We start from the raw sequence: 25534 nt of genomic DNA on the forward strand, positions 1-25534 counted from the left end.
ATAGCTTAGCCTGAATTGGGGAGAGATTGGATGACAGGCAGGAATGGATGGGCCAGATTTGTTGGTTTTAAAATGTTGCGACTTGTATCTCTATTGGTTGGAGTCAGTGTGTTGTCTTTTATATTAATGCAATTCTCTCCTGTTGATCCGATCGAAGCCTACATTGGTGGAGACATGATCAGGGTGAGCGCCGAACAGCGCAGTTTAATCGAAGAACGTTGGGGGTTAAATGAATCTCCCGTGGAACGATTACTAACCTGGGGACAAGCGCTGATTCAGGGAGATCTGGGGACATCAATGATCTACAGACAGCCTGTAGCGGATATTATCCAGGAACGGTTCATGAATTCTGTCGCACTTATGGCTGTAGCCTGGATATTGTCGGGGATCATTGGGTTCACTCTTGGTGTAGTTGCTGCCATGAGACGGGATTCGAAGCTGGATCGCCTGATCTGTTGGTATTGTTATACGCTGGCCTCCACGCCGGTATTCTGGATTGCGCTGTTGCTGCTGATGGTATTTGGGGTATGGCTCGGTTGGCTTCCGGTTGGGCTTGGAGTACCCGCAGGGATGTCGGCTGATCAGGTCACATGGGGAAATCGGGTTATTCATATGATTCTGCCAGCGTTGACCCTCAGTTTGACCGGGGTAGCTTCCATTGCTTTGCATACACGCCAGAAGCTTATGGATGTGCTGGAGTCAGATTATATTCTGTTTGCGAGAGCGCGAGGTGAACGTGGATTTCAGCTGTTCCGTCGACATGGGTTCAGACATGTTGTTTTGCCAGCCATAACACTACAGTTTGCTTCGTTCAGTGAATTGTTTGGAGGGGCTGTGCTTGCAGAACAGGTATTTTCATACCCCGGCCTTGGTCAGGCAACGGTTCAGGCGGGGTTGCGTGGAGATGTTCCACTGCTGCTTGGACTTGTGATGTGCAGTGCGATTTTTGTTTTCACAGGTAATATGGTGGCCGACATTCTGTATCGCTTGATTGATCCACGGATGAAGGAGGAGCTGATGTCATGAAGCAGACGGTAGAACGCTCCTCCGAACAGACGGCAGAAACAGCCGAAGCACAGAAAGTGAAAACTGCGAATCAAGAGGTACGGTACAACGTTAATACAGGGTCTCTACAAGCTGAGACAGGAACAGGAACAACACGCCAAATGAGAAGAAGGTACATGGGTGTCAGCAATCAACGTTTCCGAAATCCTCGCCAAAGAGCGGTGATCTGGGGAAGCCTCGCGGTGATCTGGATTGTCATCGTGTGGTTGACGGGCAGGCTGCTTCCGGCTGGTTCTACGCTGACTTCATTAATGGATCGGAATATGGCTCCAACCTGGGCGCATCCGTTTGGCACAGATTGGATCGGAAGAGATATGTTCATGCGTACGTTAAAAGGATTGGCAACCAGTATTCAAGTTGGTTTGCTTGCAGCTTGTGGTGGCGGACTGATCGCACTACTGCTTGGACTGGGGGCGGCTTCTAGCAAGGTTGCTGACCGGGTAATCTCATGGATCATCGACCTGTTCCTGAGTGTGCCACATCTGGTATCGCTGGTCATGTTGGCCTTTGTATTCGGTGGAGGTCTGGCAGGAGTAGCGGCAGCGATCGCGCTGACGCACTGGCCGAATCTGGCCCGGATTGTACGAGCGGAGATGATCCAACTGAAATCCGCAGAGTACATTCAGATTTCACACAAGTTGGGTCAATCGCGGTTACAGATTGCGGTGCAGCATATGCTGCCACATCTGGTCCCGCAGCTGTTCGTGGGCGTATTGCTAATCTTTCCCCATGCCATTCTGCATGAGGCAGCCATTACGTTTCTGGGGTTGGGGTTGTCCCCGCAACAACCGGCCATCGGAATTATTTTGTCAGAGTCGATGAGATATTTATCTGCTGGCATGTGGTGGCTCGCCTTTTTCCCGGGACTGGCATTGTTACTGGTTGTTCGTGCGTTTGATGTATTGGGCAATAGTCTGAAGACATTAACGGGTACGGGTAGTTCAAGGGAGGTGAGGTAAATATGGCTCTGCTTGATATTGAGGGAGTGTCCGTGTCATTTCGGCGCGCTCGTGGTTGGTTTGGGCACGAACAGACGTATGTCATTCAGAATCTGGATCTTTCCATAAACGAGGGCGAGATCGTGGCTGTTGTAGGCGCAAGTGGATCGGGTAAAAGTGTACTGGCGCAAGCCATCATGGGCATTCTGCCTACCAATGCCAGGTTGGAGGGGCGTATTAGCTATAGTGGCGAGCCTTTGACTCCAGAGCGGCAGCTTGAACTGCGTGGTGATGAACTGATGTTAATCCCGCAATCCGTTAGTTATTTGGACCCGTTGATGAAGGTGGGAAGGCAAGTTCAGCCGGTGACCCTAAATTTGGGACGGAAGCGTAGATTCATGAATCAAACTCACTTGAAAAAGACGGAGCAGGAGCTGACGGATCGTTATCATCTTCCTCAAGGAACAGCCGGGAAGTACCCGTTTGAGTTGTCCGGAGGTATGGCAAGGCGGGTGTTGATGGCGACAGCGACCTCAGGTCAGCCCAAGCTGATCATTGCAGATGAGCCGACACCAGGTATTCATCCCGAAGTACTGGCCGAGACGATGAGGCAATTTCGCGAGCTTGCGAATGAAGGTGTAGGCATTCTGTGGATTACCCATGATGTCAAGACAGCCCTGACGGCAGCCGATCGTATCGCTGTATTTTATGCGGGGGCCAATGTAGAGACGGCGCAGGTGGATGATTTTAAAGGGAATGGAGAACGTCTGCGTCATCCATATACAAAAGCGCTTTGGAATGCGTTGCCGCAGAACGGATTTCAGCCACTCCAAGGCTCCCAACCGTTGGCAGGTCAAGAGATCACCACAGGCTGTGCATTTGCTCCCCGATGTAATGCAGCAACCGCTGTATGTATCGATGAACGTCCAGAGCTTCGTAAGGTACGGGGCGGAGAAGTGAGGTGTTTCCATGTCACTTGAAGCACGGGAGGTAAGTTATCGTTACGATCAGAAATCATGGGTATTCCAACAGATGAACATGCAGGTGCAACAGGGAGAAGTGGTTGGCTTGTGGGGACCAAGTGGCTGTGGCAAAACAAGCCTTGGTCGCATCCTGGCAGGATATGCCGAACCTGTGGCAGGGCAAGTCCTTTTGGATGGGAAACCACTCCCACGTACAGGAGTATGTCCGGTTCAGCTGGTGTTCCAGCACCCGGAGAAGGCTGTGAATCCACGCTGGCGGATGCGTCGTGTACTTCAGGAGGCGTCTGTGCAGGATGAACAGTTGCTCGAAGCATTGGGGATTCAGCAGACTTGGTTGGACCGCAGACCGAGTGAATTATCCGGTGGAGAACTGCAGCGTTTCTGTGTGGCACGAGCACTCGGTACATCGACACGTTACGTGATTGCAGATGAGATGACAACGATGCTGGATGCGATCACTCAGGCACAGATCTGGCACACCGTGATGGAAGTGACTCGCGAGCGTGATCTGGGATTACTAATCATAAGCCATGATCGGGATTTGCTGAACAGGTTGTGCGACAGAATTACACCGATGTCGATGTCCCTGTAGTTTTAATTATGTTTTGAATAAATAAAATGATTGAATACAAAAGGGTGCCCCTTGTGAAGTCATTGTCCATGAATGTGAGTCATGGACTTGACTACGGGGCACCCCTTTTCACTTTTGACAAATATTCGTCATTTAACGAACAGTACACATTTTGTTCGCAACGTACATAGATGTAACTGACAGTTTATTTGCCCGACACATTGCTGACCAACACAGATAACCTGCGCATCGCCTCTTCAACCGTAGAACGTGGACAGGCTACATTAATACGCATGAACCCTGTACCCTCTGTTCCAAAGAAGCTCCCGTCATTGAAAGCAAGCCCTGCTTCATGAAGCAGCATGTTGCATAGTTGTGCATGGGGAATATTCAATTCCCGGAAATCCATCCATAACAGATAGGTTGCTTCGGGGAGATGCATTTTGATCTGTGGCATGTGTTCCGTAACATACTGTTGTACATACTCCATATTTCCACGGATATAGGCAAGGCACTCATCCAGCCATTCCTCGGCCCCATTGTATGCGGCTTCGGTTGCCACAGCTCCCAGTGTACTGATACTGGCAAGTCCCATCGTTTTTACACCCTGCGCAAACGATTCTCGTAACTTGGCATTGGGGATGATGATGTTGGATGTGCAGAGGCCAGGAATGTTGAACGTTTTGCTTGGAGCCGTACAGATGATACTTAGATCAGAGACGGCGTCCGATATCAGGGTCAGTGGTGTGTGAGTTCCGCGCTGATGAACAAGATCGGCATGGATTTCATCTGAAACCATCAGTACGTTGTATTGCAGACACAGTGACGTAATCCCTTCAAGTTCCTCACGAGTCCATACCCGCCCAACCGGGTTATGAGGACTGCACAGAATCAGCATTTTGACCCGACCGGTCTGCAAGCTGGATTCCAGTTGTTCCAGATCCATCGTGTAATGACCGTTATTCTCTACCAAAGGATTGGTGATCAGTTCACGACCTTGGCCACGTACTACTTCATAGAAGGGAGCATACACCGGAGTTTGGATGACCACTGCATCTCCCGGCTCTGTGAATCGTTGTACAGCAATGCTGAGTGCGGGCACAATACCTGGAGTGAATACAATCCAGTCATCGTTAATTTTCCAGTTGTGACGCCGTTCCATCCACCCTGCAACAGCTGCATGATACGCCTCAGTCCGCACTGTATAACCAAAAATCCCGTGCTCCATCCGTGTTTGCAGGGCCTGAATAACGGATGGTGGAGCAGCAAAATCCATATCGGCCACCCACATCGGAAGAGCATCAGCAGCGCCGAAGATATCCTCAAGCGCATCCCATTTTTCTGATCCGGTAGAGATCCGGTTAATAGACTGGTCAAATGTACTGCTATTGTTATTCATCGTATTTAATCCCCCTTGAGTTCCGTTCCTTCGACCACAAATCGACAAATAATTATCTAATACATTGGTTAATTTCGCAACTGTTGTGCGTGAATAATTAGCTTCATATGTATGGTCCGGAATTCAGGACTTTATTCATATAAGAACAACTTAATGACCAAGACAACAGCGGGCATACGACAAAGACTATTTTTGTATGCCCTTGGTCCTGTTTTGTCCATTTATCGTTTACAACCTCTTGTTAGATGCTATTATATTGCTAACATTTGGTGGAACAACGCGCTGTTATCCGAATAAGCTCGTACCCATACATATCGTACCCATACATGATGAGCATAACTACATGAGTCTTTCGCGTACATCGAGCGATCGCTTGAATCGTATTATGCATAAGGCTGACATTTGAACTCAGGAGGCGTTTAGGAATGAAAAGCAAAAAGTGGTTGATTGCTGCGGGTGTGTTTGGCATGGTGTTAACCGGATCGGCAGGTGTATATGCAGGTACACAACTGGAGACAATCAAAGCTTATCTGAACCATGGGCTCGCTATCGAAGTGAACGGACAGAAATTTACACCGACGGGTGACCAGGGCAAAAAGCTTGCGCCAATTACATATCAAGGCAGTACATATCTCCCCATTCGTTCGATTGCAGATGCGTTAAAGACCGAAGTGAAGTATGATTCACATAACAATAAAGTAAGCATTGGCTCTTCAAGCTCTTCTGGTGGGTCAACATCCACAGGCAACAGCGGATCAACATCACCATCCACAGGCACGAACACACAGGCGTCAGGCGTGAAGTCCAAGTATCTGCCTACTGACTTCCCATTACCGAAGGATGCAAAGGCAATCAGCCTCATTGAAAGCAATGTAGACGGCGACAATAAAAAAGTCGTGCTTACGTACACAACCAAAGAATCATTGCTGACCGTTGGAACATCCTACAAAGACTACTACCAGACCAAAAATCTAAGCCAGAACACACAGGATATCCAGGCAGACGGCTTCAGCATTGTGGGTAGTGAAGATGGTAAATATGCCGTGACGATCACAGGTTCGGTGTCTGCAACCAACAAGGATCTGAATGAAATCACTGTGGTGTGGGGAGAAGAATAATCTTCCCTTCTATAAAAGGTGAACAGCAAAGCCGCCCGTTGAAATCGTAACAGATTTCATTGGACGGCTTTTAGGGTTGAATCCATATCTGGTTCTATACTCTGAATTAATAGTCTAAATATTAGTCCGTTACAAGTACTCGTTAAACCATCCGGCAATATGCTCCAGACGGCGTACCCTCAGATGAGGATGGCCTCCACGGGACAACTCATGGTTGGCACCTGGGAAACGAACAAGCCTTGTGGTCTGCTTACGCCGTTTCAGCGCAATGAACAATTGCTCAGCCTGTTCAATTGGACACCGCAGATCCTGTTCGCCATGCAAAATGAGCAGCGGAGTACTGACGTTGCCGACATAAGCGAGCGGGGAGTGCTTCCACAGTTTTTCCGTGTCATCCCACGCGTTACCGCCAATCTGATCTTCTGTGAAGAAATAGCCAATGTCACTTACGCCGTAGAAAGATAACCAGTTGGAGATGGAACGCTGGGTAACAGCGGCCTTAAAACGATCGGTGTGTCCAACAATCCAGTTGGTCATGAATCCGCCATAGCTGCCCCCTGTTACGCCCAGTCTGGATTCATCGATAAACGCATATTGGGACAGGGCATAGTCCACACTCTCCATGAGATCACGATAATCGCCGCCGCCATAATCTCCGCGACAGGCGTCTACAAACTGCTGCCCGTATCCGAGGCCACCGCGTGGATTGATATACACAACAGCGTAGCCTTGTGCGGCGAGAATCTGGAACTCGTGCATAAATGTAAAACCATACATCATGTGTGGACCGCCATGAATCTCCAGAATGGTCGGGATTTTGACCCCGCCGACCATACCATGAGGTTTCATGATCCATCCTTGCAACCGCAGGCCATCCGAGGAATTAAACCAGAAGGTTTCCGGTGTACTAAGATGTATCTCATCCTCAAGTTGTGGATTGCTGCGGGTGAGTTGAATCGGGTCTACTCCGGGATCTTCCGGTTTTTCATACATATAGAGATCACCAGGATTTCGTGTGTCGGCAACAGCGGCAACGATCTGCCCGTTTTCCAACTCGGCGAATTGATAAATCTCCCGTTCGTCAGGCCATATATAGTCGGCACTGCTGCCGTCTCGCGCGAATTTGGCGATGCGGACACTACCATGTATGGTTGCTAGGCACAGGATGGAGGAACCATCCCGACTGAATACAGGCCCCGTGGTTGTCAGATGTGATCTCATGTCGCCAACAATGCTGTGATTTAACTGTACGTCCCAATCGGTGCTCAGACATACGAGTTCACCACCTGATATTGGAAGGGTGTACAACTTCACAAGCGTGGCATTTCCATAGGAACGGTCACTGGCGAGCAGTGCAATGGATTGTCCATCCGGTGCAAAGGCCAGCCGGCTGAACGTATATCCTTCCGGGGTCAACTGCTGCACATCCGATCCGTCTGCCTTGGCAAGGTACACATGATTGGTTAGAGTGTAATCGTTATGATCCTCGCCATCTTCGGGCAGCTGGGCAATCCATGCAATGGATCTTCCGTCCGGTGACCAAGCGTAGTCTCCAACGTCATAATGACCTGTAGTTACAGGGAGTGGTTCCACATCGATCGGTGCGAGAGCGAAGAGGTGGGAACGTCTACCGTTCCATAATCCGCTGGCATCTGATTTCATGCGAATCCGGTCTACGACAAGTTCTTGCAGCAGTTTAGGTTTATCGTCTACAGGATCTGTATGCTCTGATTCTTCATCTCCGCTCATATCCACGGATGATTTCACAAGCAAAGTATGACCATCCGGTGACCAGAGCAGGGAACTGACGCCATGTTTCAGGTGACTGATTTGCTGTGCTTCTCCTCCATCTGATGCGATAATCCACACCTGGGATTTCCCATCAACCTCTCTTAAAAAGGCCAATTGAGACCCATCGGGCGACCAGGCAGGGGAATGATCCTTCTCACCAGAGGTAAAGGGTCTGTCCTTTCCACTCCCCAGATGCAGCAGTCTCAGGTGAGAACAATAACCGTCACGTGCTTCATTCGTTTTCCGGCTTACATATACCAGTTGTCCGCCTTGAGGGGACGGAGTTGGATCATTAACCCATGTAATCTGATAAAGATCTTCCGACGTTATGCCGCGCTGACTCATCATTGTTTGTCCTCCCACCATGAATTAGAATTGGCTAATTCCTAACCTTTCCATTTATATTAGCGGAAAGCTAGGGACAGGACAATATGACTAAGGATGGGAGGGGAGACATTTATAACAGTGATCGGAAGGTTGTTCTGTCATCGGAGTGGCAAGTGTAAATATTCTTTGTTCAATTCATATAGGGGTGTTAAAGGATTTGCTCGAAGGATGACGAATCCTAATGTTGAATAAGCGCAGAAATGAGGAAAAACGGTCTAATTTTAATGTTTAACATTGGTGATTTTGGTTTAATGTACAATGCAATTCCTGTTCTACATTCAGCTATTTGGTTCATAGCCATTCGTTTATATAGAACTTGTATGATTCAGTCACAATGGAGGAGGAACGTCACGTTGAGCACATCCTATGAGCAGCATGTGGAATATCCAAGCCGGAAACGAATGGCGTGGCTTACGGCAGGGGCGGCACTCTTTGTGGCAGCCGGATTTTTTTTGATTTTTGATCGTTCTTCAGTTACGAATGATTCCATCCTTTCGGATGTGATTGGACTTCTTTCCATTTTGTTTTTTGGGCTATGTTTCTGCTACAGTCTGGTAAAGATGATTAAGAAGGAACCTTCTTTTGTAATCGATGAGGATGGGTTTGTGGATGCATCTTCTTATACTGCAGGAGGAGCCGTGGCTTGGAAAGACGTTGAGAATATTTTTATGTATGAATTAATGGGACAGAAAATGATCGGGGTAAAATTGCGGGACGAGAAAGCCTTTCTGGATCGCCAGAACGGGATGAAACGCAAATTGATGACGGTCAACAGCAATATGGTCGATGCGACCATCAGCGTTGCCCAAAGTAGCCTCACAGTGCCACTGGATCAATTGTATATCATGATGATGAGCCACTGGAGACATGTGAGTGATAACATGATGTATGATTCGTATCATCGTCGTTAGAGAGGTCAGAATGTCCATAAGTCTTCAGAATGGAGGAATATAGATGATGCATGGTAATCCAACACGCACGATTCTACTTCCGGATGGAACTGCCCTGCCTGCGATAGGACAAGGCACATGGAACATGGGAGAGAAGCAATCCAGCCAGCAAGAAGAAGTGCGGGCACTGCGTTCTGGTATTGAACTGGGAATGACTGTGATTGATACGGCGGAGATGTATGCAGAAGGTGGGGCAGAAGTTGTTACGGGAAAGGCCATCTCGGGCCATCGTGATGAAGTTTTTCTCGTATCCAAAGTATATCCCCATCATGCAGATCGCAAGCAGATGATTACGGCCTGTGAGCGTAGTCTCACGCGTCTTGGTACAGATCGTCTGGATCTGTATTTGCTTCACTGGCGAGGGGGAGTACCGCTCGAAGAGACGGTTGAGGCTTTGGAACAATTAAAGCAATCCGGTAAAATCCTTCGCTGGGGTGTATCAAATCTGGATACAAGGGATATGCAGGAGTTATGGAGTCTGCCGGAGGGGTCTCAGTGCATGGTGAATCAGGTGCTCTACCATGCAGCTTCGCGTGGTATTGAACATGATCTGCTTCCCTGGATGCGGGAACGTAGCGTTCCTGTAATGGCGTATTGTCCCCTGGCTCAGGGTGGCAGACTTCGAAGTGAATTGTTGGAGCATCCAGTCATTCAGGATATTGCACAGGATCGAGGAGTTACGACTTCGCAGATCGCATTAGCCTGGGTGATCAGCGATGGAGATGTGCTGGCGATTCCCAAGGCGGTACAGCTGAATCATGTGGCAGACAATGCAGCAGCAGTGAATATCGTTTTGACACAAGAGGAACTCGCCCGTTTGGATGAGGCATTTCCTGCACCTAAAGGTAAGGTACCTTTGGATATCGTGTGAAATAGATGAAAATACGACTAATAAGTCATGCGGAGCAGATCTACCCGATCTGCTCTTTTTTGTGCCCATGTATCTATACAAACCTACTCCAATAAACAGATAGCCGAAGCTTCCGCAGGACCAAAGCAAAAATAGGTTTTAACAAATGGGCTTTACAACACTATTTCACTAGTGTACTATGTAACTAACACACCAGTACAGAGAGGAGCGAGAGCTTTGTGACTATGGAATTTGATAACAATTTACCAATCTATCTGCAGATCATGCAGTACATCAAAAGACAGATTGTAACCGGAACACTTCAGGCAGGTGACAAAATTCCTTCGGTTCGTGAACTGGCGGCTGAACTACAGATCAATCCCAATACAGTACAACGGACATTTCAGGAGCTTGAGCGGGAAGAAGTGGTTGAAACCAAACGGGGCTTGGGCAGATACGTGACCAGTGAGGAGCGGAAGATTATGACGATCAAAAAAGAGATGGCCGGTGAATTGCTGGAACGCTTTCTGACCGGAATGCAAGAACTGGGGATCGAAGAGCAGGATATCTTATCCATCGTAGCCGATGCCGTTGCGGAAGGAAAGGGAGGAACAACGCATGAGTAACATCCTTGAACTGAACCAGATCAATAAAACATATGGCAATAAGAAAGCGCTAAGTAATATTACATTGGATATTGCACCGGGACGAATCGTAGGTCTACTGGGGAGCAACGGTAGTGGAAAAAGTACGCTCATGAAGCTGGTTGCAGGTTTATTGCATCCGAGCAGCGGAACGATTCAAGTCACAGGTAAGCCTGTTGGGCTGGAGACGAAGGCACTGGTTTCGTTCATGCCGGATCGTCCATTAACCGAGAAGTGGATGAGAGTGCGGGATGCGATTGCGTACTATCGCGATTTCTATGCTGATTTTGATGAGGAGAAGGCGCGGGAGATGCTGGACTTCATGAACCTTGTCGAGAGTGACCGGGTACGGCATCTGTCGAAAGGTATGAATGAACGACTACAATTAACACTGGCACTTTCTCGTAAGGCTCGTCTGTATTTGCTGGATGAACCGATTGGCGGAGTAGATCCGGTTGCGCGTGGCAAGATTCTGGATGCGATCGTCAAATTCTATGATGAAGACAGCAGTCTCATCATCTCCACGCATCTTGTGAATGATATCGAACGGATTTTTGATGAAGTTGTCTTTATTCGCGAGGGCGAGCTGGTGATGCGGGAAGAAGTGGAAACGCTCCGTCTGAAATATGGGAAAAGTGTGGATGAGATGTTCAAGGAGGTCTATGCGGAATGATGACATTATTGAAGTATGACTTTAGAAGGAACTGGAATACACTGTTGGCGGGGCTAGTTATTTTGATTATCGCTCAAGTGGGGCTTTCCCTTTTCGTGTCTGAGGTCACAGGGATTGTGCTTGGCATTATGGGATATGTTGGAGTAGGTGTGGCTATTTATGTGAAAATGATCAAAACATACACGTCCAATATCCGCTCTTATAATCGCCGTCTGTTACCCGTAACGGGCCTATCACATGTGTTGTCTCCTTTGATCTTTGGAGCTCTTTGCGGGTTGGGGTTAGTCATTATTTTTACGACTCATGCCTACATCTATATTTCAATGAAGCTCAGAATGAACATAGCTAGCAATATTGATCTTTCGGGTCTACATGTTTCGGATTATATTAGTTTGTTGCTGTTTAGCGCATGGGTTATGGTATTCATGACCGTCATTATCTTCCTTTCGATCTCGATTGCAGGCAGCTTCCGTTGGAGAACTGGGCCATGGATCGGAATCGTTGCATTCTTGGTCCTCGTTAATCTGCTTGGCTGGTTGGAGAATATCATTACGACAGGACGTTTTAGTCCAAATGAAATGTTCCGGTACACGGAAGAAAGTACAGGGATCTCGATCACAGCCAATGGCGTATTATGGTCGGACGGCATGTGGGGAAGCATTGTATTTGAAGTTATTGTGGCGGTCATCTTGGTGTGGGCTACCATTTACCTGAACAACAAAAAAGTCGAAGTCTGATAACAGGATAACTTGAACGTGATGCGAGCAACCAGGGTTGCTCGTTTTTTTACATCCAGTAATAATCCATTTTTTGAATCCACTACCATTAATTATACGTATATATAGATATATTGTGTGCTCGATGCGAGATTAAGTTATAGAGAACAAAAGGATATGTAAGGGAAAGGAGAAAGCGTTATGGAACTATACTTCAGGGATAACTTTTTTAACGCAGGTTACACCGAGATTATGAATCCAAATCAGGAACAGGCTGGGCATCTGGATTTGAAAAGTCTCTTTGGTTCTTCACTCGATGTATCAGATAACTCGGGATTGGTCTGCAGCGGCAAATTTCGCATGTTAACGAATCGTTGGGATATCACTGCAGCAGATGGGAGACATCTGGGTGTGCTTCGGGCCAGGTTCAGTTTCTTTAGCAAAAAGTATGAATATGACGCAGGATCACGCGGTACATATGATGTGTCTGCTCCAGCATTTTCGCAGGAATATGATATAAGCGGCAGTGGTGGCCGCATCGTGGCCAGTTTCCGTCGCACCAGCGGCTGGTTTAGTTCAGGGGCATTTGTATTAGATAACCAGTCGGAACAACTGGACACGTATGAATTAATTGCAGTGGTCATGGGCGTGCACGCGATTAATAAAAGACGGAACTCGGCTGCCAGCAGTGGCGGAACGTAGTGCAGAATAATGGGGTTCACAGGCAGTTAGGTAGTTCTACAGGAATAGAGGAATAAGGTCTGGATAATATCATCCAGACCTTATTTGCGTAGATGAAATTGCTGCATTTGACAAATAGACATTTAACCCACTCTCATAAAATCAATGGACATCGGCATTCGCGAGAGGTTCTTCATCATGCTGGTGCGGTATGACGCCTCGTGTGCGTTCAGAATGCTGATCAGGTTCAGCTTGCGCATAACGGGCTAATGCCTTCGCAGCTGTTTCGGACATCCGCTCCCGCAGCACTGTGTGGTCAGCGATTCGAACCCGTTTGCCGAGAAACCGCATTTTGGATAAGACGTAATCCATCTCATTGCGCGGAACGGTCAGCTCGATCCGATATGTCTGCTTGGCTTCGAGGTACTCGACCTGTTTCTCAAAGCAGGAGAAGGCATAGAGGATTCGGGACAGTTCCTGATTGAACTGGGGCAGTACCTCGATGGTGATGGTCGTTTTACGCTTCTCCGTTATCGCAGCAATTCGGGCAGTGTAACCCGAAGCGGTATCCGGTTCAACCGGTTGGGCTTCCACGGTAACGATGCTGTGCAGTTTGGTGGACATGAGTTTGTCGAAGCGAGGAGCATACCACAGCACGTACCATTCTTTTTTGACCATGGAATATTCCAGTTTATACGGGAAGCCGAATTCATCTTGGCTTGTGCGTCCATTGCGGACGCGACCGATCAGCCGAAATCCCTGATGATGCAGAATGATTAGCCGTAACTGTCGAAGTAGTGGGTGAGAGACACTATTTTCTTCGCTTTTGGCTTTTTCGGTCAGGTAATCCTGAAGGTTCAGGTCCTGCTCACCATTCAACATGTTGTGCATTTTATCCAACGTTACAGGGCTCAACGCTTCTCTTGCAGCAGGGTGATTCAGCATCATGCGAAGCCAGGCTCGTTCCTGTGAAGTCCAGGTGAACAGTCCGGTTTCATTCAGTCGTGTCATCATCTGGTAATTGAACATCTTCTCGAACAGGTTCATAATATTCCGCAATCTCCTTCCATTCCTTGATCATCTCTTGGCGTAGTCTCTGAGGTGCAATTATTTCGCAGCTTGAGCCAAAACTCCGTAACCACGGTTTGATCTCGGTGGTACCGTTGACCTGGATTTCGTAGAGAAAGGTATGATCCGTTTCGGGTATAATCTTGCCCCATTGACCTTGCAGACGAACCCGATCCAGAATGAAATTGCGCTGACCACGCTCCGGGTGGAAAAAGCGTGCTTGAACCGTCACGGTATTCCCCGTATCGACGAGCCAACTGTAGCGACTAATGTCGGTCCACTGCTGCTTCAACTCGAGCATGTATTGCTCTTCTACTGAATCCTGTTCCTCCAGTTGGGTTATGCCTTCCATGCGGAATTTCACAAAGCCGCGGCGGCCCTGATATCCAATTACATACCAACGACCATACTGATGGTCATAAATCACTTCAAGGGGCACGATCCGGTTGGATCGACCATCTGCTTCCCGTTCAAAGCGTGGATTCGTATTCTGTGAACTGTTGCTGGATGGTTTTTTTGGTGAATAGTATAGGAACTGCACACGTTTGCGCTGACGAATCGCACTAAGCAACGTATAGAGATGAGCTTCATCCAGGATACGAGAATAATAGTGATACTTATAGATATAGGGTTCGGTAGCTTCTTCTTGCGGAAAACTTGCCGTAATGGCTTTTTTCAAACTATCGCGCAATAAATATCCCTGTACGGACGGAACCTGGGTATTCGCCATCATATCCACAAAATCATACAACTCCAGCTGTTCCTCCACTGTTAATTCGGTAAGGACATCCTGTTGCAAGGCATATCGATATGGTCTGCCACCTGGCTCTTTTCGGATAACCCCAACCTCTTCCAGATACTTCAGATCGGAACGAATGGTTTTCTCGTCAGGTAGTGCCAGATCTTCCGGCAGATCAGCACAGCAGGCGTCCAGCAGTTCCATTGCGGTCAGGGTTTTATGTTGTAAGGTATGCAAAAGGACAGAAAGCCGCTGAACTTCAGTCTCTTTCATCGACTTGGCGCGGAAGAGGAAGAGCAACATAGGCTCTGCCGACTCCCCGTATTGGAAGCGAACGAGATCTGCCATTTCCCGGCCTGCTTCGGCACTTGAGCGTTGGTCGGCGACGGTCTGCATGATTTCTTTTAATCTGCGATTGGTTTTATCAAAGGTATGTACGGATATGCCAAGCCGCTCGGCATATTGTTTGCGGTTATATGCACCGCTTGTTAGGGATAACATGCGTAAGAACTGAATTTCTTTGTCAAAACTCTCTCTTGCCATGAACATTCACTCCTTGTTATCCCTTCATTGTAGCAGGATGAGCGGCAGGTTTCATTTTAAACTTATGAAGGTAAACGATAATTTAATGAGTTATGGAAGTGATTCGTCGCCATACTTCTGCCATGTTCGTATGATCATGCTTGGGTCATAATGAGGTTATGAGCGAGGAAGGGCAACACGTTTAATCGATCTGGTGAACAATGCGAGAAGGGAATAGGAATCCATGATCCATATTGTAATTTTTTAAAAGGAGGCGACTGACATGACTCATGTTCATGAAGAAATGAGAGATACGATTAGACAACAGCTGAAGCAGATTGAACAGGAGGAGCAAGTTCGGATTATCTATGCCTGTGAATCCGGCAGTCGGGCTTGGGGATTTCCTTCCCAGGATAGTGATTATGATGTGCGTTTTCTGTATGTAAGACCACTGGAATGGTACTTGTCGATTGAGGATAAAAGGGATGTGATCGAACGCCCGATCAGTGATCAGCTCGACATCAATGGTTGGGATCTGCGCAAGGCCTTGAAGCTGTTTCGCAAATCCAATCCACCGTTACTGGAGTGGCTGCAATCCCCGATTCAGTATGATGAACAGTATAACGTGGCACAGCATATCCGTGCACTGTCACCTTTGACCTTCTCGCCCAAGTCCTGCATGTATCATTATCTGAATATGGCAAAGGGGAACTTCCGGGATTATTTACAAGGTGAGCAGGTGAAGATCAAAAAGTATTTCTACGTGCTTCGTCCATTGCTCGCTTGTGGCTGGATTGAACGTTATGATGCAATGCCACCGATGGCATTTGAAGAGCTGGTGCAAGAACTTGTACCTGCGACTACACCGCTATATACGGAGATTCATGAATTGCTGCGCCGGAAAAAGGCGGGCGAGGAACTGGATCTGGAGCCGCAGTTGCCCGCAATACAAGCTTTTTTGGCGGAGAAGATCGAGCATTTTGAACGAATGGCCGGCAAGATGGATAATGAGCAAATTATTGAATTTGAAGAATTGGACCGGATTTTTCGATTTGCATTGCAAGAGGTATGGGGAACTAATTAGGGCTTGATGACAACGGAAATCGTGAAAGAGAATGGAATTGATCCGAAGGAGGAGAATTGATGCATCTGATCTTGAAAGCAAGCGGCGCTGACGTGGGGGTTGTATCCCATTTGTTAGCGAAGAATCCGCTGAATATATATGACCGCGTAGACAAAGGTGTGCGTGTAAGAATGGTGTACACTGCGGCTACAGAGAACGAAACAGAAGTACTGATTCATGCCGAGCCTGATCCTGTGGATCTGGTCAGAGGTACACCTGATGGATATGACATAACGCAATATATTAACGATCGTGAGTTCGTGACCAGCAGTCTGTTCTGCTCCTACATACGTGCGGCGCTCGGGACGGCCTTGAATGGTAAGCCGAAGGAAGACTATGTGCAGTGGGTGAATCATGCCTTTGAACTGGAACTGAAATTTGGCCCAGTGGCTTCCGATCTGCCCGATAAGGTTGTGGAGGAATTATTCTCGCCATTAGGATACTCCGTTTCGGTGGAACGAGGAGAGCTTTCGTATTCATTTGATCTGAAAAATAGAAGCACGGTTCGCCATATCATCCTGCGTGGTCGTAACACGGTACAACATGCGCTGCGTCAGCTCTTTCTGCTGATTCCAGTGCTGGATAATTACAAACATTATTTCATCAGTGAAGATGAGATCGATAAAATCAAACGATATGGTGAAGGGTGGCTGGATGCTCACCCACTGAAAGAACTCATTGTGAAGCGTACGTTGCGTTTTGCCGAACTGATCCGACAGTATGAGCGACAAGAGGGTGCCTTGTCTGCGTCTTTTGGACAGGAGAGAGGAATAGGCCACATCTCGGAGGCGGTTATTCAGGAGGTTAACGTGGAACATCGAGAAGACGGAGAACAAGAGCAGCGTGGGTCCGAGTCTGTTAGCGATGGCAGCCAATCAGAACCTCCTGTGAGGTTAAACGAGTTGCGTTATCGTGCAATCACAGATGTGGTTGCAGCGTTACCAGTGAAACGGAGCATTGTAGATATGGGAGCAGGGGAAGGCAAGCTATCTGCCCGATTGGCGTACATTCCCGGTGTGGAGTCGATTCTGGCCGTTGAACCTTCGGGCCAGTCACGACTTCGGGCCATGGAGCGCTTCGCGAAGCTCGAGGGTCGTTCTGGAGTGGTGGCTATGCCGGAGCCGATCATCGGTTCATTGTTTTATTTTGACGAGCAGATGCAAAACCAGGACGTTATGATTCTGTGCGAAGTGATTGAGCATATTGAGGAATATCGTCTGAACGGAATTATGGATACAATCATGAACGAATATCAGCCAGATGTGCTGTTGGTCACTACACCAAACAAGGAATATAACGAAGTGTATGCAATGGAGCAGGAAAGCTTCCGTCACCATGATCATCGCTTCGAGTGGACCCGTGCGGAACTGGTTTCCCGGTGTGAGGAATGGACGCAACAGGGGAACTATGCCTATGAAATTAAGGGCATCGGTGAGCATGCAGAAGGCTATGGACAACCTACCCAACTGGTCATTTTTGAGCGGAGAAAGGAGAGTCAATCATGAGTAAAGAAAAGGGTTCTAGCGAAACAGCTAGTGTGGGCAGAGGACAGCAGGATCGGAAAAATGAGATGAAGGAAAGACAGCGGGAGATCCGTCTGCCCTATGCAGGTATCGTCGTTCTTGTTGGCCCGTCCAACAGTGGCAAAAGTACGATGTTGGATCGTCTCATTGCAGAAAGTGTCATTCGCCGCACAGAAGCCGTCTCGTCAGATCAATTCCGCATGCTGGTTGGAGATGATGAGTATGTGGATTGGAAACACCGTCCCCGCAGTGAAGCGGATGTGATCTATGCGGAGTATCAGCAAGTATCGGCCAAAGCATTTGAGGCGATGGAGGCGATGCTGGCAACCCGCTGCCGTCTGAACAAGCTGACCTGGGTGGATGCGACACATCTGTATCCCGAGGATCGCGAGCGCCTGATTCAGGTGGCAAGAAAGGCTCATGTGCCTGTGATTGCTGTGGTGCTGGATATCCCTGAAAAAGAGCTGCTGGAACGTGATGCCCAGCGGGAGTATCCGCGTGGACGTCAACGGGTGAAACAACAGGTGCAGCAGTTCAAGCGCACATTGCGCTCGATCCGTGAGGATGGCTTCGATGCCAGTTATGTGCTGAAGCAGCCGGATGAGATTACGTTTGTCCGCACATCCAATCCACTGGTGACCGACATGGGTACAGGTATTGATATCATCGGAGATATTCATGGCTGTTACGATGAAATGATGGAATTAATCGTGCGTCTCGGGTATGTGGACGAGGATGGGAGTGGCCTGTACCGTCACCCTGAAGGACGCAAATTGGTCTCCGTTGGTGACGTAACGAGCCGTGGGCCAGAATCTTTAAAATGTCTGTTGTTCTGGCAACGTCATTGTGCCGCCGAGCTCGCCTACATGATTGACAGTAATCACGGCTGGAAGATCGCGCGTTATCTGGATGGTCGTGACGTTACGTTGAGTCATGGTGACGAACGGGTGGAGATGGAATTGCTACAGTTTGAGCGGGAGCAAGGCCAAGAGACAGCAAAGCGAGTACGTGCAGAGCTTAGGGCATTTCTGCTTGATGCACCATCTCATCTGGTCTTTTCCCGCAACGGGGTAAGACAGGTGGTTGTAGCACACGCGGGGATTCGAGATCATTTTATCGGAAAACAGTCCAAACGCATTCAGGATTACTGCCGATATGGCGATGTGGAGGGTACGGATGAGCAGGGGCGGCCTGTGCGCAAGGATTGGTACGTGGATCACAATTCGGGTGAATGCATCGTCTGGGGACATGATCCCCGTCCATATCCTACGATTGTGAATGATACGGTCAACATTGATCAAGGTGTCGTTTTTGGTGGCATGCTCACTGCTTGGCGAATGCCAGAACGTGAGGCAGTCAGTGTTCAGGCGAAGCAGGATTATGCTGGAGATCCGGATAGTCCATTAAAGCGCTGGGAACAGCGGCGTTTTGCTCCGCCCAACATACGTAAGTTCAAGGAGGGTTTCACGGTTCAGACAGCATCCAAACTTGATGTGTCTGTGCACGGTGAGGTGGCGAAGACGGCGATTGATACATTTTCCCATTATACTGTGCCGCTGGAAGAACTGCTCTACATCCCGCCTACGATGAGTCCGCCGCCGGGTGTCTGTTCTGTAGAGGGATATCTGGAGCATCCACAGGATGCGTTCCAATATTATCGTTCACAGGGTGTTACCCGTATGGTTGCCGAGAAGAAACACATGGGCAGCCGGGCCATTTTACTTCTTTTCCGCGATGAGCAAGCTGCGGTGCAGCGAGTAGGCCGACCGATGCTGGGGAACATTGTGACCCGGACGGGCCGATCCTTTTTTGCCCCTTCGATAGAGCAGGATGTGCTTTCCAGATTACATGCGGACTTGACTGCAGATGGTTATTTTGATCATCATCAGACGGAGTTTGTATTGCTCGATGCGGAGATTGTACCTTGGAATCTAAAGGCACGTGAGCTGATTGCTTCGCAATATGCACATGTGGCTGAAGCCTCCATGATGGATCGCTCTACGGTGATGGACAAACTGCGCGAAGCTCAAGCAGCAGGTTGTAACGTAGAGGAGTGGTTGCAGGAGACAGCAGGTAAACTCGCTAATGCCGAGACGTTCCGCGATGTATTCCAGAAATACTGCTGGGATGTGGATGATATCGGGGACATTCGGATTGCGCCGTTCCATACACTTGCACATAGCACGGGAGCATTTTGGGAGCAAACGCATGAATGGCATATGGAGCAGAACCGTGAGTTCGCCCGGATATCGACCATGATGATGGAGACGGAATATCGTGTGATCGCAAGTGAGGCAGATGAAGCGGATGTCACTCGTTGGTGGGATGAGATTACGGCGGAAGGACATGAGGGGATTGTGATCAAACCTGAAACGTTCCGCGCCTGGAACGGAAATAAAATCATCCAGCCTGCGATTAAAGTACGAGGACGTGCATATTTGCACATCATCTATGGTATGGATTACCTGGCACCCGAGAATCTGTCCCGACTTCGTAAACGTAAAACATCCAAAAAAGAACGCCACGCCTTAATGGAGAGTGCTTTGGGCATGGAGGGGATTGAGCGCTTTATACGCAGAGAGCCAGTGGAGCGAATTCATGAATGTGTGCTGGCAACGCTATCACTGGAGTCAGAGCGAGTAGACCCGCGTTTGTAAAGTGTGAAAAGAATAAATGATGAAGCAGGTTCGGAGTTTATCCGACCCTGCTTTTTTTGTGTGTATGAACTTCGTTAAAGCGAATACCTCATCAGGTCGTTTTTCTTAGTGCTGGAGCGTTAGGGTTTTTCCGAATCAGTTGGTATGAGCAACGGCGCGAATCTCAATCAGTTGATGAGGGAAGGCCAGACCCGATGTGCCAACCATCGTAACAGCCGGACGATGCGTACCAATATACTCTTTGTACACAGCAACACATGGCTCAAGATGCTCCTGCGGATGAACTAAGAAAATCTCCAGTTCAGCAATGTTCGACTTGGTTACATCGAATGCGGCGAGCACACGATCCAAGTTATCGAGTGTCTGGCGAACCTGTGCTTCAATATCATCGACACCAATAAACGTCCCCTGCATATCATGTGAAAATTGTCCTGCAATGTAGATCGTACCGTTAACACTGTATCCCTGAGCCACACTGAATGCCTCTTCCCACGGGACACCGTGGCTATATATTTGAGCTGTAGACATATATTTCTCTCCTTTGGGAATTCAAGATAAGGTTAGTATAAACGGAGAAAAACGACTTGGGCAGTACGCACTTTCATGACAGTGACTATCCATTAGGATAGTGTAAACACGGTGTTTGTGAGCCTAACGACTCATTCCAGAGAATCTTTATATCAGGATATTTAATTTAGGTATAACTAACTTAAGTCCTATATCCTTCCACTAGAATCTGGGTAATAATGATAGTAGGCAAGTAATTAATGGAATCTCATAACGTAACGATAGGGGGTAACCTGTATGGCATCCGTGATTCTGTTGGTGAAACAGACGGAGGACGATGAGAAGGTTATTTATCGATTCGGACCGAATGAGCGAAAGATGGGGCTCATTGAGATGAATAAGATCAAGGAAAGTGTGAAGGAACTGGAACCTGTCCAGGTGGATGGGGTAAGTCCGAGTTTTTTCTTTAACCGAGCTGCGCAGCGACTGGTACGATGTTTATTCAGGGAAGGCGGCAAGTTCCCGGAACGAACGACGTTTGAAACATAGTTTCAGCACCGCAAAAATAAGTCCACAACCCTGCTCATGGGTCATGGACTTATTTTTCATTTCAGAACGTTTTGGCATAAGAAATCAGTGCTGTTATCGTGATGATGTTAAGCAACGTTGAGATTAGCACCGTCTGGGCTGCAAAATCGGGTTCATTATCGTATTCTTCCGCGAGAATGGATGCGTTGACACCCGTTGGCATACCGGAAGCGATAATGAGTGCCTGTGCAGCGATACCTTCCAACCCAAGCAGAAGCACAATTGAAATGCCGATGGCTGGGCCAATCAGAAGGCGCAAAAATGTGCTAATATACACATCAAGACGGTACAGTTGAATTGGATATTTTACAATCTGTGCTCCGAGTGTCAACAGTGCCACAGCAACCATACTTTGCTGCGCATAAGTCAACGGCATGGACAGGAACGTAGGCAAGGGAACCTTCCACATGTGTAACAGAATCCCCAGCAAGAGTGCATACGGAACGGGCATTTTAAGAAATCCAATAATCACCGCACGGTAATTACCTTTGAGCTTCGCGCCCTGAATGGACAACACGCCATAGGTGAATGTCAGTAATGCTTGTAAAGACATGACCAGCGCCTGAATGGATGAGGCGAGTGGATCGCCGCGGAATACCAGTGCGTTGATGGGTAGACCATAATTCCCTGCATTGTCCAGCATGATACTGTTGTTGAAGGCAGCCTTCATGCCTTTATTCATCCGAAGCGAGCGCGCAAATACAGAACCTACAATATAGAGAATCAATACATATATCGCGTAAAAGAGTGTCACGGTCCCAAGCAGTTCGCCCGACATATCTGAGTGGTACATGCTCATAAAGACGGCTGCGGGGGTAATACAATAGAAATTGATTTTGGCGAGTGTGTACAAGTCCAGCTTGAACACCTTTTGCATCCAGGACCCGACGGCGATCAAGAGAAAGACGGGCAGGACGACTTCAAGCATGATGTCTGCAATCATTAGTTCAGCTTCCTTTTTCATGAAAATTTCAATCCGATTTCGAAAATACTTTGCTTATTATATCATTTTATACACACACGAAAGATGTAATTAGTTAAAAAAGATAAGGGGGCTTCCCATCATGATTCCAGATCATCTGGATGTTGGTTTATCGATATTGTTTATTGGCTTCAATCCGAGCATTACGTCTGGAGAGACAGGTCATCATTATGCTTACAAAGGAAACCGGTTCTGGCCCATCCTTGAACGATCGGGATTAACCCCGCGTTTATATGATGCACAGGAGGATGGAGAGTTGCTGAAGCTGGGGTATGGATTCACGAATATAGTGGCCCGGCCCACCAGAGGTATGGAGGATATTACGAAGGAAGAGTATGCCGAAGGACGACAGATTTTACGGCAAAAGTTGGAGAAATACCGACCGGACATCGCTTGTTTTGTCGGAAAAGGTGTATACACCCAGTACAGCAAGCGCGCCAAAGTGGAATGGGGATTCCAGGACGACCCGGTCGTCAAGGAGATTCAGGAGTTCGTCGCTCCGTCGTCCAGTGGACTCGTGCGCATGTCGATGGATGAAATTGTGGCGATCTATTCCCAGCTTGCTGATTTTGTTGCGGAGAAGAACAGGGAAGATTAAGAGGCAAATAAGACAGGAAAGGTAAGATAGCAGGAAGAGGTTACCACGGAATGTGTGATTCGGGTGCCATAAAATTCACCACGAAACCTGTAGAGAATGTGCAGCGGCGATCACAATATGTTGGTACGCAGAGTTCACCCAGTCGGCTCCGCCGATGAGGGCGAATTCTTTTTTTTGGATAAAGTGAGAGGTTTCGGGAACGGCTTCCGTCTATATAGTACAGAACCATGCATGGAAGCTGTAGAGAAGGGGGATTACATGACTCAACAGATACCGGAGGAGGAGCTTATTCAGCGCATTGTTGCAGGGGATAAGCAGTTGTTCTCCGTGCTAGTGGATCGATATAAAAATAAAGTCTACGGCATCATGCGCGGAATGGGCGCGAGTCATCCGGATGCACAGGATCTCGCTCAGGATACGTTCATTCGTATCTATCGTCATCTCCCGTCGCGGCGGGAGGGAAGAAGTTTCTCGTCGTGGGTGTACACCATTGCGGTGAATCGGATGAGGGATTTTATACGGGAAAAGAAACCCGTCATGTCTCCGGTCGATCAAGGGATCGAACCCGTCAGTAATGAAACACCTGAAAAGCGTGTGCTGCATAAAGAGATGCAGCGTGAAATATATCGACAGCTCGAACAGTTACCTGAATCGTATCGCCTGGTGTTATTACTGAAGTACACAAACGAGTTGAGCTATGAAGAGATTGCAGACATTACAGGTATGAGTTCAACCAAAGTGCGCAATGCCCTTTATCGCGGGAAAAAAACGCTGAGGAAGCTAATGGAACGCAAAGGAGGTTTAGCTACGTATGAAGCCTATTTCAAAGGATGAAGATCGGTTGTGGGAAGAGCATTTGTACCGTGAGGAGCCGGACGCAGATTTTACGCTTAAGGTCATGCAGAAGTTGGATGGCGTGTCTATGGAAAGTGGAGAAGATCAGCATCCATTCGAGAAAAAATCCATGAGAACGCATTGGATGCGTCGGACTGGAATCGCCGCAGCGGCAGTTGTGATTCTTGCCGGAGGAGCCTGGTTTGCTTTTGACCGTACAACAGAGCCACCCTCCCCCTCAGTGAGCGCTGTGGATCGCCCTCCGCTACCGAATATGCCTGTGCCGGAAGCATTGAAATATTCCTATTTTGCGGATGATTATAAACGTCTTAAACCTCTTGGACTTGTGGTTAATCCGGATATCAATATCAATGACCAGGGCTACACGCTTAAAATTGAAGACGTGCTTGTAGACCGATCTCATATGGTAATGACCATGCAACAAACAACACCTGATGGATTAGGGTTATCACGGTCACTGTCTGCGATGGGGAGAATTCATGTTACGGATGAAGAGGGGCGACAGGTTGCCACTCTTGCAAGAGATACCAGAACTAAGGGTTCCGTAACTGAACGATTGTTATTCCAGTTCCATGATGAAATTCCGGATCAAGTGGTCGTGCGGGGTGAACTGCGTAATTTAAATGTGGGCAGCTATTATGATTACGAGAAGAAATCCTACGAAGATAGAGAAGTTACGGTGGATTGGAGCTTCCAATTCAATATCGATATGACCAAAGCTAAATCATTGGCTGTTGAAAATTCTATGGATAACACATATACGACGCCAGAAGGGCTCAAGTTCGATATGACCCAGCTTGTACGTACGCCAAACGGAACCCGGCTTGACCTGAATGTAAGTCTGGATAATGAACTTCGTGCCAAAGTTGATGAGGATTGGGCAGATGATATGGACATTATGTATCATATCGAAATCCCTGAAAAAAATGAGTATCGAATATTCAATGGGAACAGACCGGATACACGTGAAGCCAAGTTCCGTCTTCGAGATTTGAGCGAACTGAACCAGAACGGTGGTCAGTTGAAGTTGTCTGAGACATGGGACCCTGCTTATGTTACGGTGGATGCGAAGAAAATTCGCTTTGTCCTCGATGGCTACACCATCCCGGTGTGGGAGGAGAAGTCCCTGGAAGTGGATTTGGAAAAGATGCGTAAGGATGCTGAATTCTACACCTACGTACTACAGTTTGAACAATTTGGAGATGAAGTTTTATTTTCCAAATACAATTATTGGCCAGTGCAGCAATCATTAAAGCTGCCTGAAAGAAACTTTGAAGGGACCTCTTCTCTTGTTTTGGAGGGATCAGGGACTTTCCAAAATGATATTAATGGAGATCAATGGGTGGCTATAGATCATGAAGGAAAGGAGTATCCCGTTGAAGTGATGGGAACTACGAATCAGCCTAATAAAAACGAAGAATACATCGTAGATGATCTCAGGTTGATTATCCATGGTTTTAAAAAAGAGAATGGAACGAAATTCACTTTGAAACGAACCGCAGTTAACCGAGAGGTCCGTGATGTGAATTGGGAAGTGGATCTTCCGTCGTACGATAGCCTGCCTTGGCTGAAATAACCAGTAGTACAATTCTCAGACATAAAGTAA

At 47.8% G+C, this 25534-nt stretch carries 24 protein-coding genes; 18 read left to right on the forward strand and 6 right to left on the reverse strand.

Translation table 11 applies throughout. The annotated features are described in order from the left end of the window. The first annotated feature begins 30 nt into the window (after positions 1–30). The 4 genes from MKZ13_RS05525 to MKZ13_RS05540 are packed head-to-tail and all read left to right on the forward strand — an operon-like array spanning position 31 to position 3578. Entirely contained in the window at positions 31–1026 is a 996-nt protein-coding gene (locus MKZ13_RS05525; RefSeq protein ID WP_339182475.1) for an ABC transporter permease, read from the forward strand. Next, a complete protein-coding gene (locus MKZ13_RS05530; protein WP_339182477.1) occupies positions 1023–2024 on the forward strand; it encodes an ABC transporter permease in 1002 nt (333 codons plus the stop codon). Before MKZ13_RS05525 ends, MKZ13_RS05530 begins: the two co-directional genes overlap by 4 nt. Before the next feature lie 2 nt (positions 2025–2026). Beyond that, positions 2027–2983 (forward strand): ABC transporter ATP-binding protein, encoded by a 957-nt coding sequence (locus MKZ13_RS05535; protein ID WP_339182479.1) that lies wholly within the window; start codon positions 2027–2029, stop codon positions 2981–2983. Beyond that, positions 2973–3578: an ATP-binding cassette domain-containing protein gene (locus tag MKZ13_RS05540; RefSeq protein ID WP_339182481.1), complete on the forward strand. Its 606-nt coding sequence runs from the start codon at positions 2973–2975 to the stop codon at positions 3576–3578. Before MKZ13_RS05535 ends, MKZ13_RS05540 begins: the two co-directional genes overlap by 11 nt. 184 nt (positions 3579–3762) lie before the next feature. On the opposite strand, the gene MKZ13_RS05545 is transcribed toward MKZ13_RS05540, so the two are convergent. Continuing rightward, positions 3763–4956, reverse strand: coding sequence for a MalY/PatB family protein (locus MKZ13_RS05545; protein WP_339182483.1), 1194 nt, complete (start codon positions 4954–4956; stop codon positions 3763–3765). 425 nt (positions 4957–5381) lie between these two features. On the opposite strand from MKZ13_RS05545, the gene MKZ13_RS05550 reads away from it, so the two are divergent. After that, positions 5382–6074, forward strand: a complete 693-nt coding sequence (locus tag MKZ13_RS05550) for a stalk domain-containing protein (RefSeq protein WP_339182485.1) — start codon at positions 5382–5384, stop codon at positions 6072–6074. A 129-nt stretch (positions 6075–6203) separates the two neighbouring features. On the opposite strand, the gene MKZ13_RS05555 is transcribed toward MKZ13_RS05550, so the two are convergent. Then, positions 6204–8213: a S9 family peptidase gene (locus MKZ13_RS05555; RefSeq protein WP_339182487.1), complete on the reverse strand. Its 2010-nt coding sequence runs from the start codon at positions 8211–8213 to the stop codon at positions 6204–6206. 392 nt (positions 8214–8605) lie between these two features. Between MKZ13_RS05555 and MKZ13_RS05560 the strand changes: the two genes are divergently transcribed. From MKZ13_RS05560 to MKZ13_RS05585, 6 genes are all read left to right on the forward strand, one after another. After that, complete coding sequence (locus MKZ13_RS05560) at positions 8606–9163, forward strand: STM3941 family protein (protein ID WP_221818991.1); 558 nt, start codon at positions 8606–8608, stop codon at positions 9161–9163. Between the two features lie 43 nt (positions 9164–9206). After that, positions 9207–10073 (forward strand): aldo/keto reductase, encoded by an 867-nt coding sequence (locus MKZ13_RS05565; protein ID WP_339182490.1) that lies wholly within the window; start codon positions 9207–9209, stop codon positions 10071–10073. A gap of 218 nt (positions 10074–10291) precedes the next feature. Beyond that, positions 10292–10678: a GntR family transcriptional regulator gene (locus tag MKZ13_RS05570; RefSeq protein ID WP_026081254.1), complete on the forward strand. Its 387-nt coding sequence runs from the start codon at positions 10292–10294 to the stop codon at positions 10676–10678. Then, positions 10671–11369 carry an ABC transporter ATP-binding protein gene (locus MKZ13_RS05575; protein ID WP_017690291.1) on the forward strand — a complete coding sequence of 233 codons (699 nt, stop codon included), beginning with the start codon at positions 10671–10673 and terminating at the stop codon, positions 11367–11369. Before MKZ13_RS05570 ends, MKZ13_RS05575 begins: the two co-directional genes overlap by 8 nt. Continuing rightward, positions 11366–12106 (forward strand): hypothetical protein, encoded by a 741-nt coding sequence (locus tag MKZ13_RS05580; protein WP_221818994.1) that lies wholly within the window; start codon positions 11366–11368, stop codon positions 12104–12106. The genes MKZ13_RS05575 and MKZ13_RS05580 overlap by 4 nt, the downstream gene beginning before the upstream one ends. 180 nt (positions 12107–12286) lie before the next feature. Beyond that, positions 12287–12787, forward strand: coding sequence for a hypothetical protein (locus MKZ13_RS05585; RefSeq protein ID WP_339182494.1), 501 nt, complete (start codon positions 12287–12289; stop codon positions 12785–12787). A 141-nt stretch (positions 12788–12928) separates the two neighbouring features. Here the strand turns inward: MKZ13_RS05585 and MKZ13_RS05590 are convergent, their stop codons facing one another. Further along, positions 12929–13795 (reverse strand): WYL domain-containing protein, encoded by an 867-nt coding sequence (locus MKZ13_RS05590; protein ID WP_339182496.1) that lies wholly within the window; start codon positions 13793–13795, stop codon positions 12929–12931. Next, the gene (locus MKZ13_RS05595) at positions 13761–15116 is read right to left on the reverse strand and encodes a WYL domain-containing protein (protein WP_339182498.1); all 1356 of its coding nucleotides are present in this window, start codon (positions 15114–15116) and stop codon (positions 13761–13763) included. Before MKZ13_RS05595 ends, MKZ13_RS05590 begins: the two co-directional genes overlap by 35 nt. Before the next feature lie 262 nt (positions 15117–15378). Here MKZ13_RS05595 and MKZ13_RS05600 point away from each other — a divergent pair, with 262 nt between their 5' ends. From MKZ13_RS05600 to MKZ13_RS05610, 3 genes are all read left to right on the forward strand, one after another. Further along, positions 15379–16179: a nucleotidyltransferase domain-containing protein gene (locus MKZ13_RS05600; protein WP_221818998.1), complete on the forward strand. Its 801-nt coding sequence runs from the start codon at positions 15379–15381 to the stop codon at positions 16177–16179. A 59-nt stretch (positions 16180–16238) separates the two neighbouring features. Further along, a complete protein-coding gene (locus MKZ13_RS05605) occupies positions 16239–17723 on the forward strand; it encodes a 3' terminal RNA ribose 2'-O-methyltransferase Hen1 (protein WP_221818999.1) in 1485 nt (494 codons plus the stop codon). Positions 17724–17788: 65 nt separating this feature from the next. Continuing rightward, positions 17789–20398, forward strand: a complete 2610-nt coding sequence (locus MKZ13_RS05610) for a polynucleotide kinase-phosphatase (protein WP_339185347.1) — start codon at positions 17789–17791, stop codon at positions 20396–20398. A 135-nt stretch (positions 20399–20533) separates the two neighbouring features. Here MKZ13_RS05610 and MKZ13_RS05615 read toward each other — a convergent pair whose 3' ends face one another. Next, the gene (locus MKZ13_RS05615; protein ID WP_221819000.1) at positions 20534–20926 is read right to left on the reverse strand and encodes a RidA family protein; all 393 of its coding nucleotides are present in this window, start codon (positions 20924–20926) and stop codon (positions 20534–20536) included. A 276-nt stretch (positions 20927–21202) separates the two neighbouring features. Here MKZ13_RS05615 and MKZ13_RS05620 point away from each other — a divergent pair, with 276 nt between their 5' ends. After that, positions 21203–21454 (forward strand): hypothetical protein, encoded by a 252-nt coding sequence (locus tag MKZ13_RS05620; protein WP_036606446.1) that lies wholly within the window; start codon positions 21203–21205, stop codon positions 21452–21454. Positions 21455–21515: 61 nt separating this feature from the next. Here MKZ13_RS05620 and MKZ13_RS05625 read toward each other — a convergent pair whose 3' ends face one another. Further along, positions 21516–22436: an AEC family transporter gene (locus MKZ13_RS05625; protein WP_017690279.1), complete on the reverse strand. Its 921-nt coding sequence runs from the start codon at positions 22434–22436 to the stop codon at positions 21516–21518. A 121-nt stretch (positions 22437–22557) separates the two neighbouring features. Between MKZ13_RS05625 and MKZ13_RS05630 the strand changes: the two genes are divergently transcribed. The 3 genes from MKZ13_RS05630 (at position 22558) to MKZ13_RS05640 (ending at position 25504) form a co-directional block, all read left to right on the forward strand. Beyond that, positions 22558–23073, forward strand: a complete 516-nt coding sequence (locus MKZ13_RS05630) for a mismatch-specific DNA-glycosylase (protein ID WP_339182503.1) — start codon at positions 22558–22560, stop codon at positions 23071–23073. A gap of 258 nt (positions 23074–23331) precedes the next feature. Further along, positions 23332–23907, forward strand: coding sequence for a sigma-70 family RNA polymerase sigma factor (locus tag MKZ13_RS05635; protein ID WP_237176702.1), 576 nt, complete (start codon positions 23332–23334; stop codon positions 23905–23907). Beyond that, complete coding sequence (locus tag MKZ13_RS05640) at positions 23885–25504, forward strand: hypothetical protein (RefSeq protein WP_221819002.1); 1620 nt, start codon at positions 23885–23887, stop codon at positions 25502–25504. The genes MKZ13_RS05635 and MKZ13_RS05640 overlap by 23 nt, the downstream gene beginning before the upstream one ends. The last annotated feature ends 30 nt before the right edge of the window (positions 25505–25534 follow it).

Source organism: Paenibacillus sp. FSL R5-0701 (genome assembly GCF_037973995.1).
GTDB lineage: Bacteria > Bacillota > Bacilli > Paenibacillales > Paenibacillaceae > Paenibacillus.